The sequence below is a fragment of the Clostridium sp. AF32-7AC genome, assembly GCF_003477925.1.
Classification (GTDB): domain Bacteria; phylum Bacillota; class Clostridia; order Lachnospirales; family Lachnospiraceae; genus Otoolea; species Otoolea fessa.
In genome coordinates this window covers 89,434-106,112 of sequence record NZ_QUEG01000005.1, presented here as the reverse complement: position 1 = coordinate 106,112, position 16,679 = coordinate 89,434, and the positions used below count along the sequence as shown (strand labels likewise).

13 protein-coding genes are annotated in these 16,679 nt (G+C 50.0%); 11 read left to right on the top strand and 2 right to left on the bottom strand.

Annotated features, from left to right (window positions below; genetic code table 11):
* Window positions 1–165: 165 nt before the first annotated feature.
* A complete protein-coding gene (locus DWZ45_RS09040; RefSeq protein WP_117795592.1) occupies window positions 166–2,124 on the top strand; it encodes a fructose-1,6-bisphosphatase in 1,959 nt (652 codons plus the stop codon).
* Window positions 2,125–2,215: 91 nt separating this feature from the next.
* Here the strand turns inward: DWZ45_RS09040 and upp are convergent, their stop codons facing one another.
* Window positions 2,216–2,845, bottom strand: a complete 630-nt coding sequence (gene upp, locus DWZ45_RS09035; RefSeq protein WP_022358719.1) for a uracil phosphoribosyltransferase — start codon at window positions 2,843–2,845, stop codon at window positions 2,216–2,218.
* A 568-nt stretch (window positions 2,846–3,413) separates the two neighbouring features.
* On the opposite strand from upp, the gene DWZ45_RS09030 reads away from it, so the two are divergent.
* Together DWZ45_RS09030 and DWZ45_RS09025 are read left to right on the top strand one after the other, a co-directional pair.
* Window positions 3,414–4,127 carry an IMP cyclohydrolase gene (locus tag DWZ45_RS09030; protein WP_117795557.1) on the top strand — a complete coding sequence of 238 codons (714 nt, stop codon included), beginning with the start codon at window positions 3,414–3,416 and terminating at the stop codon, window positions 4,125–4,127.
* A gap of 205 nt (window positions 4,128–4,332) precedes the next feature.
* The gene (locus DWZ45_RS09025) at window positions 4,333–5,511 is read left to right on the top strand and encodes a phosphoribosylaminoimidazolecarboxamide formyltransferase (protein ID WP_118468683.1); all 1,179 of its coding nucleotides are present in this window, start codon (window positions 4,333–4,335) and stop codon (window positions 5,509–5,511) included.
* 65 nt (window positions 5,512–5,576) lie between these two features.
* Here the strand turns inward: DWZ45_RS09025 and DWZ45_RS09020 are convergent, their stop codons facing one another.
* Window positions 5,577–6,992 (bottom strand): alanine/glycine:cation symporter family protein, encoded by a 1,416-nt coding sequence (locus DWZ45_RS09020; protein ID WP_118468681.1) that lies wholly within the window; start codon window positions 6,990–6,992, stop codon window positions 5,577–5,579.
* A 128-nt stretch (window positions 6,993–7,120) separates the two neighbouring features.
* On the opposite strand from DWZ45_RS09020, the gene DWZ45_RS09015 reads away from it, so the two are divergent.
* From DWZ45_RS09015 to DWZ45_RS08980, 8 genes are all read left to right on the top strand, one after another.
* Window positions 7,121–7,354 carry a hypothetical protein gene (locus DWZ45_RS09015; RefSeq protein WP_022358715.1) on the top strand — a complete coding sequence of 78 codons (234 nt, stop codon included), beginning with the start codon at window positions 7,121–7,123 and terminating at the stop codon, window positions 7,352–7,354.
* Window positions 7,355–7,677: 323 nt separating this feature from the next.
* Window positions 7,678–8,910, top strand: a complete 1,233-nt coding sequence (cbiD, locus tag DWZ45_RS09010) for a cobalt-precorrin-5B (C(1))-methyltransferase CbiD (RefSeq protein ID WP_118468679.1) — start codon at window positions 7,678–7,680, stop codon at window positions 8,908–8,910.
* A gap of 23 nt (window positions 8,911–8,933) precedes the next feature.
* Window positions 8,934–9,707, top strand: a complete 774-nt coding sequence (gene cobM / locus DWZ45_RS09005; protein WP_022358712.1) for a precorrin-4 C(11)-methyltransferase — start codon at window positions 8,934–8,936, stop codon at window positions 9,705–9,707.
* Between the two features lie 19 nt (window positions 9,708–9,726).
* Window positions 9,727–11,070 carry a cobalamin biosynthesis protein gene (locus tag DWZ45_RS09000; RefSeq protein WP_117795553.1) on the top strand — a complete coding sequence of 448 codons (1,344 nt, stop codon included), beginning with the start codon at window positions 9,727–9,729 and terminating at the stop codon, window positions 11,068–11,070.
* Window positions 11,071–11,099: 29 nt separating this feature from the next.
* Window positions 11,100–11,783 (top strand): precorrin-3B C(17)-methyltransferase, encoded by a 684-nt coding sequence (cobJ, locus tag DWZ45_RS08995; protein WP_117795792.1) that lies wholly within the window; start codon window positions 11,100–11,102, stop codon window positions 11,781–11,783.
* Window positions 11,776–14,958 carry a cobyrinate a,c-diamide synthase gene (locus DWZ45_RS08990; protein WP_118468677.1) on the top strand — a complete coding sequence of 1,061 codons (3,183 nt, stop codon included), beginning with the start codon at window positions 11,776–11,778 and terminating at the stop codon, window positions 14,956–14,958. The genes cobJ and DWZ45_RS08990 overlap by 8 nt, the downstream gene beginning before the upstream one ends.
* A gap of 39 nt (window positions 14,959–14,997) precedes the next feature.
* A complete protein-coding gene (gene cbiT, locus DWZ45_RS08985; protein ID WP_117795550.1) occupies window positions 14,998–15,564 on the top strand; it encodes a precorrin-6Y C5,15-methyltransferase (decarboxylating) subunit CbiT in 567 nt (188 codons plus the stop codon).
* A 5-nt stretch (window positions 15,565–15,569) separates the two neighbouring features.
* Window positions 15,570–16,670, top strand: coding sequence for a tRNA-dihydrouridine synthase family protein (locus tag DWZ45_RS08980; RefSeq protein WP_118468815.1), 1,101 nt, complete (start codon window positions 15,570–15,572; stop codon window positions 16,668–16,670).
* The last annotated feature ends 9 nt before the right edge of the window (window positions 16,671–16,679 follow it).

The window sequence follows — 16,679 nt, the reverse complement described above, 5'->3', positions numbered from 1 at the left end:
TTTTTGTAATTGTTTGCAACAAGCATTACAAATTCTTTTCCATCTTTCTGCGTGTATCTTTTGCGTGTGTTTTATATGCATAACGGGCATCGGAAGCAGGCTGCACGGGATTGGGTGAAAAAGGGTCAAAAGGGGCGTCCGCAAACAGGAGGGGTTAGAGAAAACATGAAATCATTGCAGGCGCGTTATCTGGATCGACTGGCAGAGCTTTACCCGACGATTGCAGCGGCATCGACGGAGATCATCAATCTGGAATCGATCTTAAATCTGCCGAAAGGAACGGAACATTTCCTGACCGATATCCATGGGGAATACGAGGCATTTTCTCATGTATTGAAAAATGGTTCCGGTTCCGTCAAGCGAAAGATTGACGATGTATTTGGAAATACCCTGAGCCGTCAGGACAAGCAGTCGCTGGCAACCCTTATTTACTATCCGGCGGAGAAGATGAGCCGGATTCTGCAGACGGAGAAGAATCCGGATGACTGGTACAAGATCACACTCTATCGTCTGATTGCGGTCTGCCGCCGGGCAGCGAGTAAGTACACGCGTTCGAAGATCCGCAAGGCGCTTCCGAAGGAATTTGCTTATGTGCTGGAAGAGCTTCTGACTGAGCGCGGCGATCTGCAGGACAAGGAATCCTACTACGATGCGATCGTCCAGACGATTGTCCGTGTGGGACGGGCGAAAGCCTTTATCATAGCGCTAAGTGAGCTGATTCAGCGCCTGACGGTCGATCATCTTCATATCGTGGGTGATATCTATGACCGAGGTCCGGGACCGCATATCATCATGGACAAGATGATGACCTATCATTCGATTGATGTCCAGTGGGGCAATCACGATGTGCTCTGGATGGGCGCGGCAGCGGGACAGATGGGTTGTATTGCAAACGCAATCCGTATCTGCGCGCGATATGGAAACCTGGATATTTTGGAGGATGGTTACGGCATCAACCTTCTTCCATTGGCAACCTTTGCGATCAATACATATGGGGATGACCCGTGCACCTGCTTCCAGTTAAAGGGCAGTGACTCTTACAGTGCGTCTGAGCGCGAGATGAACCAGAAGATGCACAAGGCGATCTCGATTATCCAGTTCAAGGCGGAAGGGCAGATCATCAAGCGCCATCCGGAATTTGGTCTGGAGAAACGAAATCTTCTGCATCATATTGATTTTGAACGCGGTGTTCTGGAGCTGGGCGGCAAAGAGTACAAGATGCTCGATATGAATTTCCCGACCGTAGATCCGAAAGATCCATATGCATTTACACCGGAAGAAGCGGATATTATGGAACGTCTGGAACGTGCATTCATGAACTGCGAGAAGCTGCAGCAGCATATGAAATTCCTGCTGGCGAAGGGAAGTCTCTATAAAGTATACAACAATAACCTTCTCTACCATGGCTGCGTTCCGTTAAATAAGGACGGTACCTTCAAGGAGGTAGAGATCTACGGCAAGCAATATAAGGGAAAGGCGCTGTACGATATTTTGGACAATTATGTCCGCAAGGGGTTTGTCGCGGTCGATAAGGCAGAGCGGGAAAAAGGCAGGGATATGATGTGGTATATCTGGCTGAATGAAAATTCCCCGCTGTTCGGCAAGGACAAGATGGCAACGTTTGAACGCTATTTTCTGGCAGAAAAAGAGACACATAAAGAAGTAAAAAATCCGTATTACGATATGCTGGAAAATGAGGAAGTGCTTGACCGCATTCTCCGTGAATTCGGTCTGGAACCGGAGGGCGCGCACATCATCAACGGTCACGTCCCGGTCAAATCCAAAGACGGCGAGAGCCCGCTCAAATGCGGCGGTAAGCTTCTCGTCATCGACGGTGGTTTCTCAAGAGCATATCAGAAAGAAACCGGTATCGCGGGGTATACGCTGATATACAACTCCTACGGTCTGATTCTGGCCGCGCACGATCCGTTTGAGTCCACCGAGGCGGCGATCGAAAAGGAGAGTGACATCCACTCCGAGAGCCGTATGGTCAAATGGGTGCCGGAGCGCAAGTGTGTCGGAGATACCGATATCGGACGGGAACTGAAAGAGAAGATCAAGGATCTGGAAAAATTGCTGAATGCGTACTATAGCGGTGCTATAGCAGAAAAATTTACGCGATAGCGATTTGAGAACGAAATTTTAAATAAAGATAAAATGGAAAATCGCTCAACCCGGAAGAGGGAAGAGCGATTTTTTGTGAATGCTATAGTATTTATTTCGTACCAAAAATCCGATCCCCTGCATCTCCCAGACCTGGGCAGATGTAAGCGTTTTCATTCAGGCAGCGATCGACATGACCGACATAGATCTGGACATCCGGATGTGCCTCATGCAGTCTCTTTAATCCTTCCGGAGCAGCGATGATTGCCATGAATTTGATGTTCTTTCCGCCGCGTGCTTTGATAAAGTCGATTGCCTCCACTGCGGAACCGCCGGTTGCCAGCATCGGGTCGGTGACAACGATAGTACGCAGTTCGATCGGGGTTGGCAGCTTGCAGTAGTATTCGTGCGGCTCATGGGTTGTCTCGTCGCGGTAGAGTCCGATGTGACCAACCTTTGCGGACGGAACGAGTGCCAGAATACCATTTACCATACCGAGACCGGCACGTAAAATCGGGACAACGGCAAGTTTTTTACCAGCCAGCATCGGAGTGCTGCAGGTTTCGATCGGAGTTTCTACTTCCTGATCTTCCAGCGGAAGATCGCGAAGTGCTTCATAGCCCATCAGCATCGCAATCTCATCGGTCAGGGAACGGAATTCGTTGGTTCCGGTGTTCTTGTTGCGGAGGAGCGAGATCTTGTGCTGAATCAACGGGTGATCGAGAATTGTTACATTTTTCATATTCATAACCTGCCTTTTCTTGAATTTTGATGATGAACGTTTTTTCGTAACGGTGCATAGCGCAGACCGCTTGCTAATTTTGTGCTATCTTCATGCCGTCATTTCCCAAAATCTGTATACATATGTGAAATGTATCGCCCTGATGGCATATTTTCTTTAATTATACACCGAATTGTACAGATTGAACAGTCTGTTTTATGATGTATTTTGTTAAAAAGCATCGGTAAAGTTACTGTTCCGGGGTAGGCACTTTTGGAACTGAAAGTGCCGTAAGAAAACGTGGTGGCAGCAGGAATTTGCCGTATTTAAATGCGAAGCCACGGCAAATTCCGTTACTGGGCACGTATGCGTGAACAGTAACGCGGTTTGTCATGAAGTAGTGCAGAGCATTTGTAAAAGAATGCAGGTGCTTTTATATGTTTATTAGAATAAAAAATAATACCAGTATTATATATAAGCAATACTTCTGAAAACAAATCAATAAATCTAACTGGAAATGAGAATAGAATGTGGTAAAATATAAAGTAGTGAATTATTGCACAACAATGAAGGAGGAAGCTTTGCCATTATGAAGACTGTATCGATAGCAGAGGAACTGAAAAACAATTCTTATCCGGGACGCGGAATTATCATTGGACGGACGCCGGACGGAAAGAAGGCGGTTACGGCATACTTTATCATGGGAAGAAGCGAGAACAGCCGCAACCGTGTGTTTGTAGAAGAAGGTGAGGGCATCCGCACACAGGCATTTGACCCGGCGAAGCTGGAAGATCCGAGTCTGATTATCTATGCACCGGTCCGTGTGCTGGGAAATAAAACGATCGTGACCAACGGCGATCAGACTGATACGATTTATGAGGGAATGGATCGCCAGATGACCTTTGAGCAGTCCCTCAGAAGCCGCGAGTTCGAGCCGGATGCGCCGAACTACACACCTCGTATTTCTGGTATCCTGCATATTGAGGATGGCGGTTACAACTATGCGCTGTCGATTCTGAAATCCAACGACGGCAATCCGGATTCCTGCCATCGTTATACATATGCGTATGAGAAGCCGGTTGCAGGCGAGGGACATTTCATCCACACCTATATGCACGACGGCAATCCGCTTCCGAGCTTCGAGGGTGAGCCGAAAAAGATCGAGATTCCGGACAGCCTGGATGAGTTTGCAGCGACACTCTGGGAGAATCTGAACCCGGATAATAAGGTATCTCTGTTTGTGCGCTATATTGATATTGCGACCAGAGAGACACAGACGAAGATCATTAATAAAAATAAGTAGGAACAGACTGGAAAATAGTTAAAAAAGTCAAAAACCGTCTGAAGATGAAAACAGGTCAGAGATAAACGCTCCGCGAGGATGCGCAGTGATTCTGTAAAGAATATGTCAGCTTCGCTGACCAGAATCACGCGCCAAGTCTCACGGACGTTCGACTTGAAACAGCATTTGAATCATGCGTTTAAATGGGTATACAGGAGGAATGAAGATGAACGAACTTGAGTTAAAATATGGATGCAACCCGAACCAGAAACCGTCCCGTATTTTTATGGCGGATGGCAGTGAGCTTCCGATCAAGGTACTTTGCGGCAAACCGGGATATATCAATTTCCTGGATGCGTTCAATGGCTGGCAGCTGGTAAGAGAACTGAAAGAGGCAACCGGGCTTCCGGCGGCAACTTCTTTTAAGCACGTTTCTCCGGCAGGTGCAGCGGTAGGACTTCCGTTAGATGAGACGATGCGTAAGATTTACTGGGTCGATGATATGGGAGACTTATCTCCGCTTGCGTGTGCATATGCCAGAGCACGAGGTGCAGACCGCATGTCTTCCTTCGGCGATTTTATTTCTCTGTCGGATGTCTGCGATGCAGATACGGCGCGCATCATCAAGAGAGAAGTATCGGATGGCGTGATTGCTCCGGGATATACCAAGGAGGCGCTGGAGATTCTGGAATCAAAGAAAAATGGCAAGTACAATGTCATTGAAATCGATCCGGATTATGTACCGGCTCCGGTGGAGCGCAAACAGGTATTTGGCGTGACCTTTGAGCAGGGTAGAAATAATCTGGCAATCAACCGTGAGCTGCTGGAGAATATCGTGACTGAGAATAAAGAGCTGCCGGATAACGCGAAGATCGACATGATCGTATCTTTGATTACCCTGAAATATACACAGTCCAACTCTGTCTGCTACGTGAAGGATGGACAGGCGATCGGTATCGGCGCAGGTCAGCAGTCCCGTGTACATTGTACCCGTCTGGCAGGTCAGAAAGCCGACAACTGGTATCTGCGCCAATCTCCGCAGGTGTTAAATCTTCAGTTTGTGGATGGAATCAAGCGTGCAGACCGCGACAATGCGATCGATGTTTATATCGGAGAAGAATATATGGATGTGCTGGAAGAGGGCGCATGGCAGAAAACTTTCAAGGTAAAACCGCCGGTATTTACCCGTGAGGAAAAACGCGCATGGCTGGACGGCATGAAGGGTGTAACCATTGGTTCTGATGCATTCTTCCCATTTGGCGACAACATTGAGCGCGCGCACAAGAGCGGCGTTCAGTACATCGCACAGCCGGGCGGATCGGTTCGTGATGACAATGTAATCGAGGTTTGCAATAAATATGGCATTGTAATGGCATTTACGGGAATCCGTCTGTTCCATCATTAATGAAAAAGGGCGTGTGAAAAAACGAGAGGTTTTTCACACGCCCTTTTTATTTCGAAATAAAGTGGCTATGATTTCTTATATTTTGCCTCATAATCCCGCAGGCTTACAAGCGCTTCTTTCGACATCGGAATCAGCGCGATCAGGTTGAAGACGGTCATCAGACCGACACCGACATCACCGAGATCCCAGACAAAGGTGTAGGCGGTCAGTCCGCCGACAAACATCATGATCAGGGCGAGAATCTTGTACGCCGTCTGGGCGGCCCAGGTGTCTCCGAAGAGGTAGCTCACATTGGAGCGGGCGTAGAAGAGGATGCCGATGAAGGTAGTGAAACTGAACAGCCACAGGATTACGGCTATGAAAATGACGCCTAATTCCCCGAAATGCCAGCTCATCGCCGCCTGCAGCAGATCCATGCCCTCCAGACCGGAGATTTTATCAGCCGGGACCAGCAGCATGATCATGGCTGTACAGGTGCAGAGAAGCGTGTCGATGAAAACGCCCATCGCCTGCATCAGTCCGACTTTGGCAGGATGGGAGGTTTCTGCCGTCGCTGCCGCACACGGGGCGGAACCGCTTCCTGCTTCATTGGAGAAAAGTCCCCGTTTGACACCGTTCATCAATACGGCGCCGAAGCCGCCTGCGATTGCCTGGCGCAGACCGAGTGCTTCCTCAAAAACGCGGGCAAAAACGCCTGGAAGCTGGCGGAAGTTCACGATAATTAAAAACAGGGTCAGGATAATGTAAATGCCTGCCATGATCGGAACCAGCAGATCCAGAACCCTGACGGAGGCATTTTTCCGAAGAACGATGACTGCCGCAAGGAGAACTAAAAACAGGCATGAGTAGATCGGCGGGATGCCGAATGCATTCTTAAAAGAAGAGGTCACGGAATTACTGATGACCTGGCTAATACCGCACCAGCAGATCAGACCGGAGAGCGCAAACAGTACGGAGAGAAGATTTTTCTTCGAAACTGGCGTTCCCTGTTTCTGGCGTTTGCTGTTGATCCAGTCGTGAATGTAGTAAGCAGGACCGCCGCGGTAACCGCCGTAGAGCGGATCCGGCTGTTTGTGAAGCTGGGCTAAGGTCGCCTCGATGAAAGCGGTTGCCGAACCGAGCAGCGCGGTTACCCACATCCAGAACAACGCACCGGCGCCTCCGGCGGAGAGAGCGGCAACGATACCGACAAGATTTCCCATACCAACGCGAGTCGCAGTTGACACGATCAGTGCCTGGAGTGCGGAGAGAGAGCCACCTTTGTGTCCGGTTTCGGCCTTTTCTAGCAGCGCGCGCAGCATATCCGGAAGCATTCGGATCTGCAGGAACCGCGTCTGGATAGTACAGAAGATACCGGTCGGGACGAGCAGAAGAACCAGAAGCGGCAGGTTGATGGTTGTTCCGCCAGGAAGCGGCAGATGAATCCAGTCACCCCAGAGGAAATAGTAGGTTTTTTCGATTAAATTGATAATTGTGTTCATGTTTTCACCCCAAAATTTTATATAGTAAAGGTGCGCCCGCAGGTGCTTGACGCTTGATTGAAAGATAGTTATAATGAGTGGCAGGGAGTTTTCAGACTCTCAGTATCATAAGGAAAAGGAGAATTCATATGCAGTACGCAATTGCACATTTAGATCCGAATGAGGACAATCCTTCCATGGAAGAGAATCCATGCATTAATGTTGATTTTGAAAACGAAGAGGAATCATGTCTGGAAGCTGCAACCATGATGATGGATGAAGGCTACAAGATGGTAACTCCATTTTTCATTGAGGACGGCGGCAAAGCAGGCACATACTCCTGGGAGTATGTCAATGCCCATCTGGTTGTCCGTACCAAATAATGTTTCACGTTGTTGTTTAAAACTGTATTGTTTTAAAGTGTGTGAGACTTAAAATGCCGGAAAGAGAAGATCTTTCCGGTTTTTTATATTTACATGTTAGCTGTCCTTGCACGTTTATAATAACTATTTCTTGAATATGTAATTAAATCTACTTATTTATATTTCGTATTGTACCGCACAGTTGAGGAAAGTGCAAGGGGAAAATGAGGGATTGTTACTGGAATTTTAAATAAAGATAAATAGTAATAAGTTGAAAGTCGGGTGTAAATCTCCTATAATGGACAGAAGAATCCTCAGGCAGAAAATGGCATACAGGGAGGCAGATGGAGACGGAAAAGAAACAGACAGATGAAAAAAAGGAACTTCGAACCGGATTTACGACCGGAACCTGCGCGGCGGCGTGTACGCGGGCGGCGGTGTTGTTTCTCTGCACAGGGGAAGCACCTGCGGCGGCAGAGACAGTGACACCTTCCGGCGTCCGGGCGATTCTGCCGATTGTCCGGGCAGAGCGGGAGGAAGATAGCGCAGTATGCGGTGTACAGAAGGACTCTGGTGACGATCCGGATGTGACGAATGGGACATTGGTTTGTGCACGGGCCGTCCTGGCTTGTCATGATAGCATAACTGAAAGCGGTTACACAGACCCGGCGTATCCGGGAATTGAGGTAACTGGCGGCGAGGGCATCGGCATGGTGACGCGGGACGGTCTTTCGTGTCCGGTGGGGCATTACGCGATCAACCCGGTACCGCGGACGGCTATTTTCCGGGAGGCGGCTCTGGCACGCCGGGAGGCGGGCATGCCGGAGATACCTTTGCGGATTGAGATTTCTATCCCTTCCGGGCGGGAGCTGGCGGAGAAAACGTTTAACCCGCATCTGGGGATCATCGGTGGTATCTCGGTGCTTGGAACAACTGGGATTGTGAACCCGATGAGTGAGGCGGCATTGGTTGAGACGATCCGGCTGGATATCCGGGTGCACGCCCAGGAGGATGTTTCGCTGCTGGCAGTGGCGCCAGGCAATTATGGAGAACGATTTTTAAAAGAAGAAACCGGGCTTTCGATGGAAAATTTTATCAAGTGCAGTAATTTTATCGGGACCAGCTTTAAAATGCTTTCACAGGAAGGAATTCACCAGGCGCTTTTGGCAGGGCATGTTGGAAAACTGGTCAAAGTGGCAGGTGGTGTGATGAATACACATTCCCGGTATGGTGACAGACGGATGGAGATTTTGTCTGCATGCGCGCGGACCGTTGGATTTCCGGAGGCAGATGCCCTGCTGCCGATGAATACGACTGAGGAAGCGGCAGATTTCCTATATGAACATGGATATCTGAAACAGGTCATGGAGCAGGTGGCGAATCAGGTCAAAGCGGTATTGGAAGAAGAGAGCGGCGTTCAGACGGAGGTAATGCTATTTTCAAGCAATTATGGACTGATGGCGCGGACAGCTGGGGCGGATGCGTATGTGCGGGAGCTGCTGGAGATGGAGAGAGGCATGGAAGTAATGATAGATAGAAGAATCATAAATTACGAAAAGTTGAGATTCGAATATTAAATAAAAAAGGAGAAATCACATATATGGTATATTTCGTCGGAGCAGGTTCGGGAGCGCCAGATTTAATCACAGTGCGGGGAGCACGCCTTTTGAATCAGGCAGACCAGATTATTTACGCAGGTTCTCTGGTCAATCCAGAGCTTTTGGATTATAAAAAAGAATCAGCCGTTGTCTATGACAGTGCGAAAATGACGCTGGAAGAAGTAGTCGAAAAGATCCAAGAAGCGGAATCGACGGGTAAGATGACGGTGCGGCTTCACACGGGCGACCCCTGCGTGTATGGTGCGATCCGGGAACAGATGGACGAGCTGGACAAGTTAAATATCTCTTATAAGGTATGCCCGGGCGTCAGCTCTTTCTGCGGCGCGGCATCTGCATTGAATCTGGAATATACCTTGCCGGGCGTTTCGCAGAGCGTGATTATCACCCGGATGGCGGGGCGGACGCCGGTGCCGGAGCGGGAGAGCATCGCGTCGTTTGCAGCGCATCATGCGACTATGGTTATATTTTTAAGCACGGGAATGCTGAAGAAGCTTTCGGAAGAGCTGATAAAGGGCGGATATGAGGCGGACACGCCGGCGGCGATCGTGTACAAAGCGACCTGGCCGGATGAAAAGCGGGTTGTCTGCACGGTTGCCACGCTTGCAGAGGCGGCAGAGCGGGAAAATATCAAAAAAACAGCTCTGATTATCGTCGGGGATGTGACTGCCCAGGCGGGATACGAGCGTTCACGTTTATATGCGCCAGAATTCACAACTGAATTCCGTCAGGGGACGGATGGTTTTGTATATGAGTAATAGAAAGGGATTGTTATAAATGGAGCAGTTGAAACTTCGGGTCAGGAACGGTATCTGCATTTGCTTTACTGCACAGGGAAAAGAGACGGCGACGCGCCTGCTGGAGAAATTAAGCCAGCAGATGGAAGAGGCGTTTGACTTTTTAGATTATACAGGATCCGAACATTCGAAACCGCTGAAACAGGTGGTCAAGGAAGCATTTCAGGAGAAGGAAGCAATTTTGTTTGTCGGGGCGGCGGGGATTGCAGTCCGTTTGATTGCGCCGTGGGTGCAGGATAAGCTGAAAGATCCGGCGGTGCTGGTGATCGATGAGCAGGGACGTTATGCGATCCCGATTTTGTCTGGACATGTGGGCGGATGCAATGAACTGGCAGAGGCAGCGGCGCAGATTCTGGGGGCAGAACCGGTAATTACGACGGCAACGGATCTGCGGCAGGCATTTGCAGTTGATGTATTTGCAGCGGAAAATGAGCTGGTGATTAGTGATCGGGAACTGGCGAAACAAATCTCCGCGGCGGAGCTGCGCGGTGAAAAAATTGGCTTTTTCAGTGATTATCCAGTAGATGGAATCGTTCCGGCAGAGATTACTCCGGGCGTATGGCAGAAGGAAAACATCTATGTGACGCTGAAACAGGGCGGATGCCCGAAAAATGCCCCAGCGTCTCTGGTGCGCCGGGATATGGTGATTGGGCTGCAGGAGAAGAAGGAACAGCGGGATGCAGTCAAAGCAGCGGCGGTAGTGGCAGTGGAAACCGGCGATTCGGCGAAGGTGGCTGAGATAGATATGTCTGTCGGAAAATCCGATATAGGATCGCCTGGGCAGAAAAGTGAGCAGAAGAAAGAGCAAAGTTATGAGTCGGAAAATGAATCAGGTACGCCGGAACTTCTGCGCCTGTATCCGCGAACGGTTGTTCTTGGAATGGGATGCCGCCGGGATTCGTCCCTGAATGCTGTCCGGGAGATGGCAAGAGTGGCACTTTCTCGGGCGATGATTGATAAAAGTGCGGTGCGGGCGATTGCAACGGTAGATCGGAAGAAAAATGAGATGGCATTTCTGGCGCTTGCGAAGGAGTGGGATGTGGAACTGTGGAGTTTTACCCCGGAAGAGCTGGAAAGTGCCGGTACGAAGTTTGCAGAATCGCCGTTTGTGCGGAAGACAGTAGGGGTAGGAAATGTTTGTGAGCGTGCAGCCGTCATGGGGGTGCGCCGGATTTACCGGGAACGGGAGATGGATGAGAAAAATCTGCCTGCGATTGATCTGAGAGTACAGAAAATGGCGTTTAACGGTGTGACGGCAGCAGTAGCGGTTCCGGCATCGGAGCAAGTAAGGAGGCAGCAGTGGAAGAAAAAAAATTATACGTGATCGGAATTGGACCGGGGGCGAGAGAACAGATGACGGTCCGGGCAGACCGCATTTTGCGGGAAAGCCAGGTGATCATCGGTTATACGGTATACGTGGACCTGGTAAAAGAATTTTATCCACAGGCGGAATTTCTGACAACGCCGATGCGCCAGGAAAAGGAACGCTGTGAGATGGCATTAAAAGCGGCGCAGGATGGTCGGAAAACAGCAATGATCTGCAGTGGGGACAGCGGCGTCTATGGCATGGCGGGGCTGGTGCTGCAGATGGCAGAGGCGTACCCGGATGTGAACGTGGAAGTAATTCCAGGAGTGACGGCAGCGCTGGGAGGCGGAGCCATTCTCGGTGCACCGTTGGGACATGATTTTGCGGTGATCAGCCTGAGTGACCTTCTGACGCCGATGGAAGTGATCGAAAAAAGGCTGCGTGCAGCGGCGGAAGCGGATTTTATTATCTGCCTCTACAATCCATCCAGCCGGAAACGCCACGATTATCTGGAGCGTGCCTGCCGGATTCTTTTAGAGTATAAAAGTGGTGAGACTGCCTGCGGATATGTACAGAATATTGGCCGCGAGGGCGAGGCGGTGCACCTGCTGACACTGGCAGAACTGGAAAAGACGCCGGTGGATATGTTTACGACCGTATTTATTGGAAATAAGGAAACGCAGATGTTAAATGGATGTCTGGTGACACCGAGGGGATACCGCGATGTGTAAAATATGGATATTTGGAGGAACGACAGAAGGGCGCCTGCTGGCGGAATATTGTAGCCGGGAAAAGATTGAGGCGTGGGTCAGCGTGGCTTCGGAGTATGGAGAGGAGCTTTTGCAGGAGGAGCTGATGGAATCTGGGAATGCAGGGAATCCAGATTTGAACCACAATACTTGCCTTGCAAAGAAAAACTTGAAAACGGTTCAGGCATCCTCAGTGATAAAAGTCTTACGTGGACGGATGGATCGTTACCAGATGGAAGAATTTATCCGAAACCAGGGGATTCATCTTGTGATCGATGCAACACATCCGCATGCCAGACTTGTTTCAGAAGAAATCCAGGAAGCGTGCGGACGGACCGGTGTCCGCCTGGAACGGTGCCTGCGCGCAGAGGGCGAACAAAACAAAGCACGTGATTTGGTCGAGGTTGATTCCATTCAGGAGGCAGTGTCATTTCTTTCTTCTGTTTCCGGCGTGATTTTTGCCACAACCGGCAGTAAAGAACTGGAAGCCCTGTGCCAGATACCAGATTATCAAAAACGGGTGTATGCGAGAGTGCTTCCAACTTCGAATGTTTTGAAGAAATGTGAAAAATTGGGGATAACTGGCAGCCATCTGATTGCGATGCAGGGACCTTTTTCCACCGAAATGAATACGCTATTTCTCCGACAGACAAAAGCGGAGTGGCTATTGACGAAAGATTCCGGGCGTGCGGGCGGATTTCAGGAAAAGGTGGAAGCGGCGCGTGAAAATGGAACCAGAGTGGTTGTGATCCGCAGACCGGAGGAGAATGGCATTTCGCTGGAAGAGGCGATGGAGGTGCTGAAGAAGGCGGATGAGGGGAAGGTTGGAGAGTTAAAAACACATTTGATTCTGGCGGGAATTGGCATGGGACAGCCGTCCCAGATGACAGGGGAAGTCCTTCGGGCAATTCGAGAGAGTGACGCCTTGATTGGCGCGGGGCGTATGCTGGAATCGGCGGAGAGAGCGCTGCAGAATGATTTGCTGATTAGCAAGGAAGAAAAAGCTGAAAACAGACAGGAATCAACGGCTGCGGTGGAAAAAGAAACGAAGTGCTATAAAGCATATCTTCCTGACGATGTGATACAGATTGTATCGAAGCACCCGGAATGGAAGCAGGCGGTCATCCTGTATTCGGGTGATACCGGCTTTTTCAGCGGGGCATCCAGGATGGCAGAGAGGCTGCGGGAAGCTGGTTATCCATTTACCGTCTATCCGGGTACATCCTGTGTCAGTTATCTGGCGGCACGCCTGGGGACGCACTGGGAAGATGCGGCGATTTATTCCGCACATGGAAGAGAATTGTCTGTCGATCGGGTGATGAAACGTCTGTGTGATCCAGAAGAACCGGCTAAGCGTGCGTTTATCCTCATGGGCGGCAAAAATGGAGCTGGACAGTTTTGTGAACGTCTGACACAGGCGGGATATGGAAATGTACAGGTGACGGTTGGTGAAAACTTATCGTACCCGGAAGAGCAGATCCGGAGCGGAACCGCGGAAGAAATGAGAAAATTGGAATTTGCGGATTTGAGCTTGATGCTGCTGGAAGTCACGGATGAAATAAAGCGTGGGCAGAACGAAGAGGAAAAGATTACAGATGGTAACAATACAGAAACAAAAAATGTAGAGAAGTTGATATATGAACAGAAAATGGTGTCAGAAAAAATGCCATCCGATGTTCGAGTAACAGAATCATATAAAAATGATGCAGATAAACTTTTGCCACATGAGGCTTCTGTCAGAGCATGTCCACGCATCATGCTTGCCGCCCCAAAAAGCGGCAGTGGAAAAACTCTTTTGACCTGCGGACTGCTTGAAATCCTTCGCCGCCGCGGTCTGAATCCGGTCGCGTGCAAATGTGGACCGGACTATATCGATCCAATGTTTCACCGCTATGTGCTCGGCATTCCCGGGCGAAATCTCGATAGCTTTTTTCTGCCACCGGAAGGCGTGCGGGAGGTTCTGGCGGATGCAGTGCGGGAAGAACAGGCGGGAATCGCAGTTTTAGAGGGTGTCATGGGCTATTATGACGGCTTGGGCGGAACAGAAACGTCCGCCAGCAGCTGGGAGATTGCAGAGATCACAGACACGCCGGCGATTCTGGTGCTGGACTGTAAGGGCGCATCGTTGTCGGCGGCAGCAATGGCATCTGGATTTTTGCATTTCCGGAAAAACAGCCATATTGCCGGAGTGATTTTGAACCGGGTTTCTTCGATGTATTATGAGCGGCTGGCGGCAGCCGTGGAAGAGGCGTCGGGGCTTCCGGTGCTTGGTTATCTGCCAGAATCCGAGGAATACCGCATGGAAAGCCGCCATCTGGGACTTTTTCTGCCGGGCGAGATCGATCGGCTGCGCGAGCGGATCGGGCGATTGGCAGATCAGATGGAAAAGTCGATCGCGGTGGAGCGGGTGCTGGAAGTGGCAGGGATGCTTCCATTGAGGATAGAAAACAAAGAGAAAGAAAAAGCAGAAAACGAATCAATGGAGGCGGAAAGTATAGCGAAATTCCCAGCATGTCAAGAGCAAAAAGTCACCTCGCGCGTCCGCATCGGTGTTGCCCGTGACGAGGCATTCTGCTTCTACTATCAGGAAAATTTCCACCTTCTGGAACAGATGGGTGCGGATCTGGTTTATTTCAGTCCACTGAGGGATAAAAAAATCCCGGACAGAGTGGATGGGCTTTTATTTGGCGGTGGTTATCCGGAGAATTATGCACGGGAGCTGGCAAAGAACGCGGCGATGCGTGAGAGTATCCGGCGGTCGATTGCGGCGGGAATGCCGTTTCTGGCGGAATGTGGTGGATTTTTATATTTACACCGTACTCTTGAAGGAAGCGATGGAAAACACTGGGAAATGGCTGGCGTTTATCCATTTGACGCTTACCGGACGAACCGCCTGCGCCGGTTTGGCTATGTGCGTCTGCTGACCTCATCTGGTCAGGAAATTCACGGGCATGAGTTCCATTACTGGGAGAGCGAAGATCCGGGCACCGACTGGGAGGCAGTCAAACCGACCGGAAACCGAAGCTGGCGCTGCATCCATGAAAAGGGAGGACAGATTGGCGGATTTCCGCATCTCTATTATGCATCCTGTCCAGATTTTTTGCGAAAATGGCTGGATGTATGTGCCAAAGGGAGTCAGAAAAAATATATCAATTGAGTGAATTTATATGAGAATCTAGAAAATGGGGAGTAGCAAATGCGAGATGAATGGTTTATCCGGGGCAAGGTCCCGATGACGAAGAGTGAGGTGCGGACCGTGTCATTGTCCAAGCTGGAATTGTATGAGGACTGTGAGTTCTGGGACATTGGCGCGGGAACGGGTTCTGTCAGTGTGGAAGCGGCGGTAAGCTGTCCGGGGATTCATGTGTGTGCGTTTGAATATAAGGAAGAGGCGGTTGAACTGATCCGGGCAAATTGTGAGAAAGCCAGAACAGAGGCGGTCACGATCGTGCCGGGAAAGGCGCCGGAGACATTTGCACAGGTAAGTGTTCACCGACCGGATCGGGCATTTATCGGGGGAACAACCGGACAGATGCGCGAGATTCTGGATGAATTGTTCCGCTTGAACCCAGATATCCGGATTGTGATCAACCTGATTGCGCTGGAGTCTCTGACAGTGCTTATGAGTTACCTGAAAGAGCGCGGGATAGAGGCGGAGATTCTGTCCATGCAGATTGCAAAAGCGGAGAAGATTGGTTCCAGTCATTTGATGAAAGGGCAGAATCCGATCTATATCATATCACTGGGAGGAAATGAAGCGTGAAGAAAATGATTCAGCCAGAGGCATTAAAAGTGGGCGCGAATTGTATAAGCGCGAACGATGCAAGGAGTGTAAAATTAGATTTTGCACCAATGGAGGGAATCACGGGATACGTATTCCGGCAGGCGCATGCAGTCATTTATGGGGGCGTTGACCGGTATTACAGTCCGTTCATTGCACCAGGTTCCAGTCATAAGCTGACATCCAGGGAGAGGAACGATATTCTTCCAGAGCATAATCAGGGATTATGCCTGATCCCGCAGATTCTGACGCATTCGGCGGAAGATTTTCTGTGGGTTTGCGAGGAACTGGCGGAGTATGGATATAGGACGGTTAATCTGAACCTGGGCTGTCCGTCGGGAACGGTGGTTACGAAGAAAAAGGGCGCGGGATTTTTAGCCGAGCCGGAAGATTTGAGCTTGTTTCTGGAGGAAGTCTGCAACGGATTGGAAAAAATCCACGCGTCGGATGGAAAGCCGGTGCGTTTGTCGATCAAAACCCGGATCGGCATGAAAGAAGCGTCTGAATTTCCACGCCTGCTTGCTATCTATAATCATTATCCGCTGGAAGAACTGATTGTACACCCGAGAGTGCGCGAGGACTATTATAAGGGGAAAATACGGATGGAGTCATTTGAGTATGCGCTGGAGCAGAGCCGCTGCCCGGTCAGCTATAATGGAAATCTTTTTTCGGCGGCGGATGCGTCTGCGCTCATGGAAGAAATTGTAGGACAAGATGAATCGTCTGACAAAGGCGAAATGCAGAAAAAAACGAAATTAGCCGCGTTGATGTTTGGGCGAGGGGCGGTTGCAAGTCCGTGGATTTTTGGAGAGGTGCGGAATCTGCCATCCTCGACTCATCTCCAATCCTTCCAGCAATTCCACGATCGCCTCCTGACCGGTTATGCAGAAATCATGTCCGGCGACCGGAATACTTTGTTTAAAATGAAGGAACTCTGGTACTATTTCCAGTGCCATTTTCCGGGATGTGAAAAAGAATTGAAGAAGATTAAGAAGGCACAGAAGCTGTCTGACTACCGGGCTGCTGTTCAGGCGATGTTTGCGAGCGGGCGGTTTGTGGAAGGCGGCTTTCGCAACCCGGCACCATAGGAGTGATAC

Coding starts and splice junctions, on each gene's coding strand:
- cbiT (WP_117795550.1), top strand. CDS start 14,998: ATGCGAGATGAATGGTTTATCCGGGGCAAGGTCCCGATGACGAAGAGT.
- DWZ45_RS09040 (WP_117795592.1), top strand. CDS start 166: ATGAAATCATTGCAGGCGCGTTATCTGGATCGACTGGCAGAGCTTTAC.
- DWZ45_RS09020 (WP_118468681.1), bottom strand. CDS start 6,992: ATGAACACAATTATCAATTTAATCGAAAAAACCTACTATTTCCTCTGG.
- cbiD (WP_118468679.1), top strand. CDS start 7,678: ATGGAGACGGAAAAGAAACAGACAGATGAAAAAAAGGAACTTCGAACC.
- DWZ45_RS09000 (WP_117795553.1), top strand. CDS start 9,727: ATGGAGCAGTTGAAACTTCGGGTCAGGAACGGTATCTGCATTTGCTTT.
- DWZ45_RS09030 (WP_117795557.1), top strand. CDS start 3,414: ATGAAGACTGTATCGATAGCAGAGGAACTGAAAAACAATTCTTATCCG.
- upp (WP_022358719.1), bottom strand. CDS start 2,845: ATGAAAAATGTAACAATTCTCGATCACCCGTTGATTCAGCACAAGATC.
- DWZ45_RS09025 (WP_118468683.1), top strand. CDS start 4,333: ATGAACGAACTTGAGTTAAAATATGGATGCAACCCGAACCAGAAACCG.
- DWZ45_RS08980 (WP_118468815.1), top strand. CDS start 15,570: ATGATTCAGCCAGAGGCATTAAAAGTGGGCGCGAATTGTATAAGCGCG.
- DWZ45_RS09015 (WP_022358715.1), top strand. CDS start 7,121: ATGCAGTACGCAATTGCACATTTAGATCCGAATGAGGACAATCCTTCC.
- cobM (WP_022358712.1), top strand. CDS start 8,934: ATGGTATATTTCGTCGGAGCAGGTTCGGGAGCGCCAGATTTAATCACA.
- DWZ45_RS08990 (WP_118468677.1), top strand. CDS start 11,776: ATGTGTAAAATATGGATATTTGGAGGAACGACAGAAGGGCGCCTGCTG.
- cobJ (WP_117795792.1), top strand. CDS start 11,100: ATGACGGTCCGGGCAGACCGCATTTTGCGGGAAAGCCAGGTGATCATC.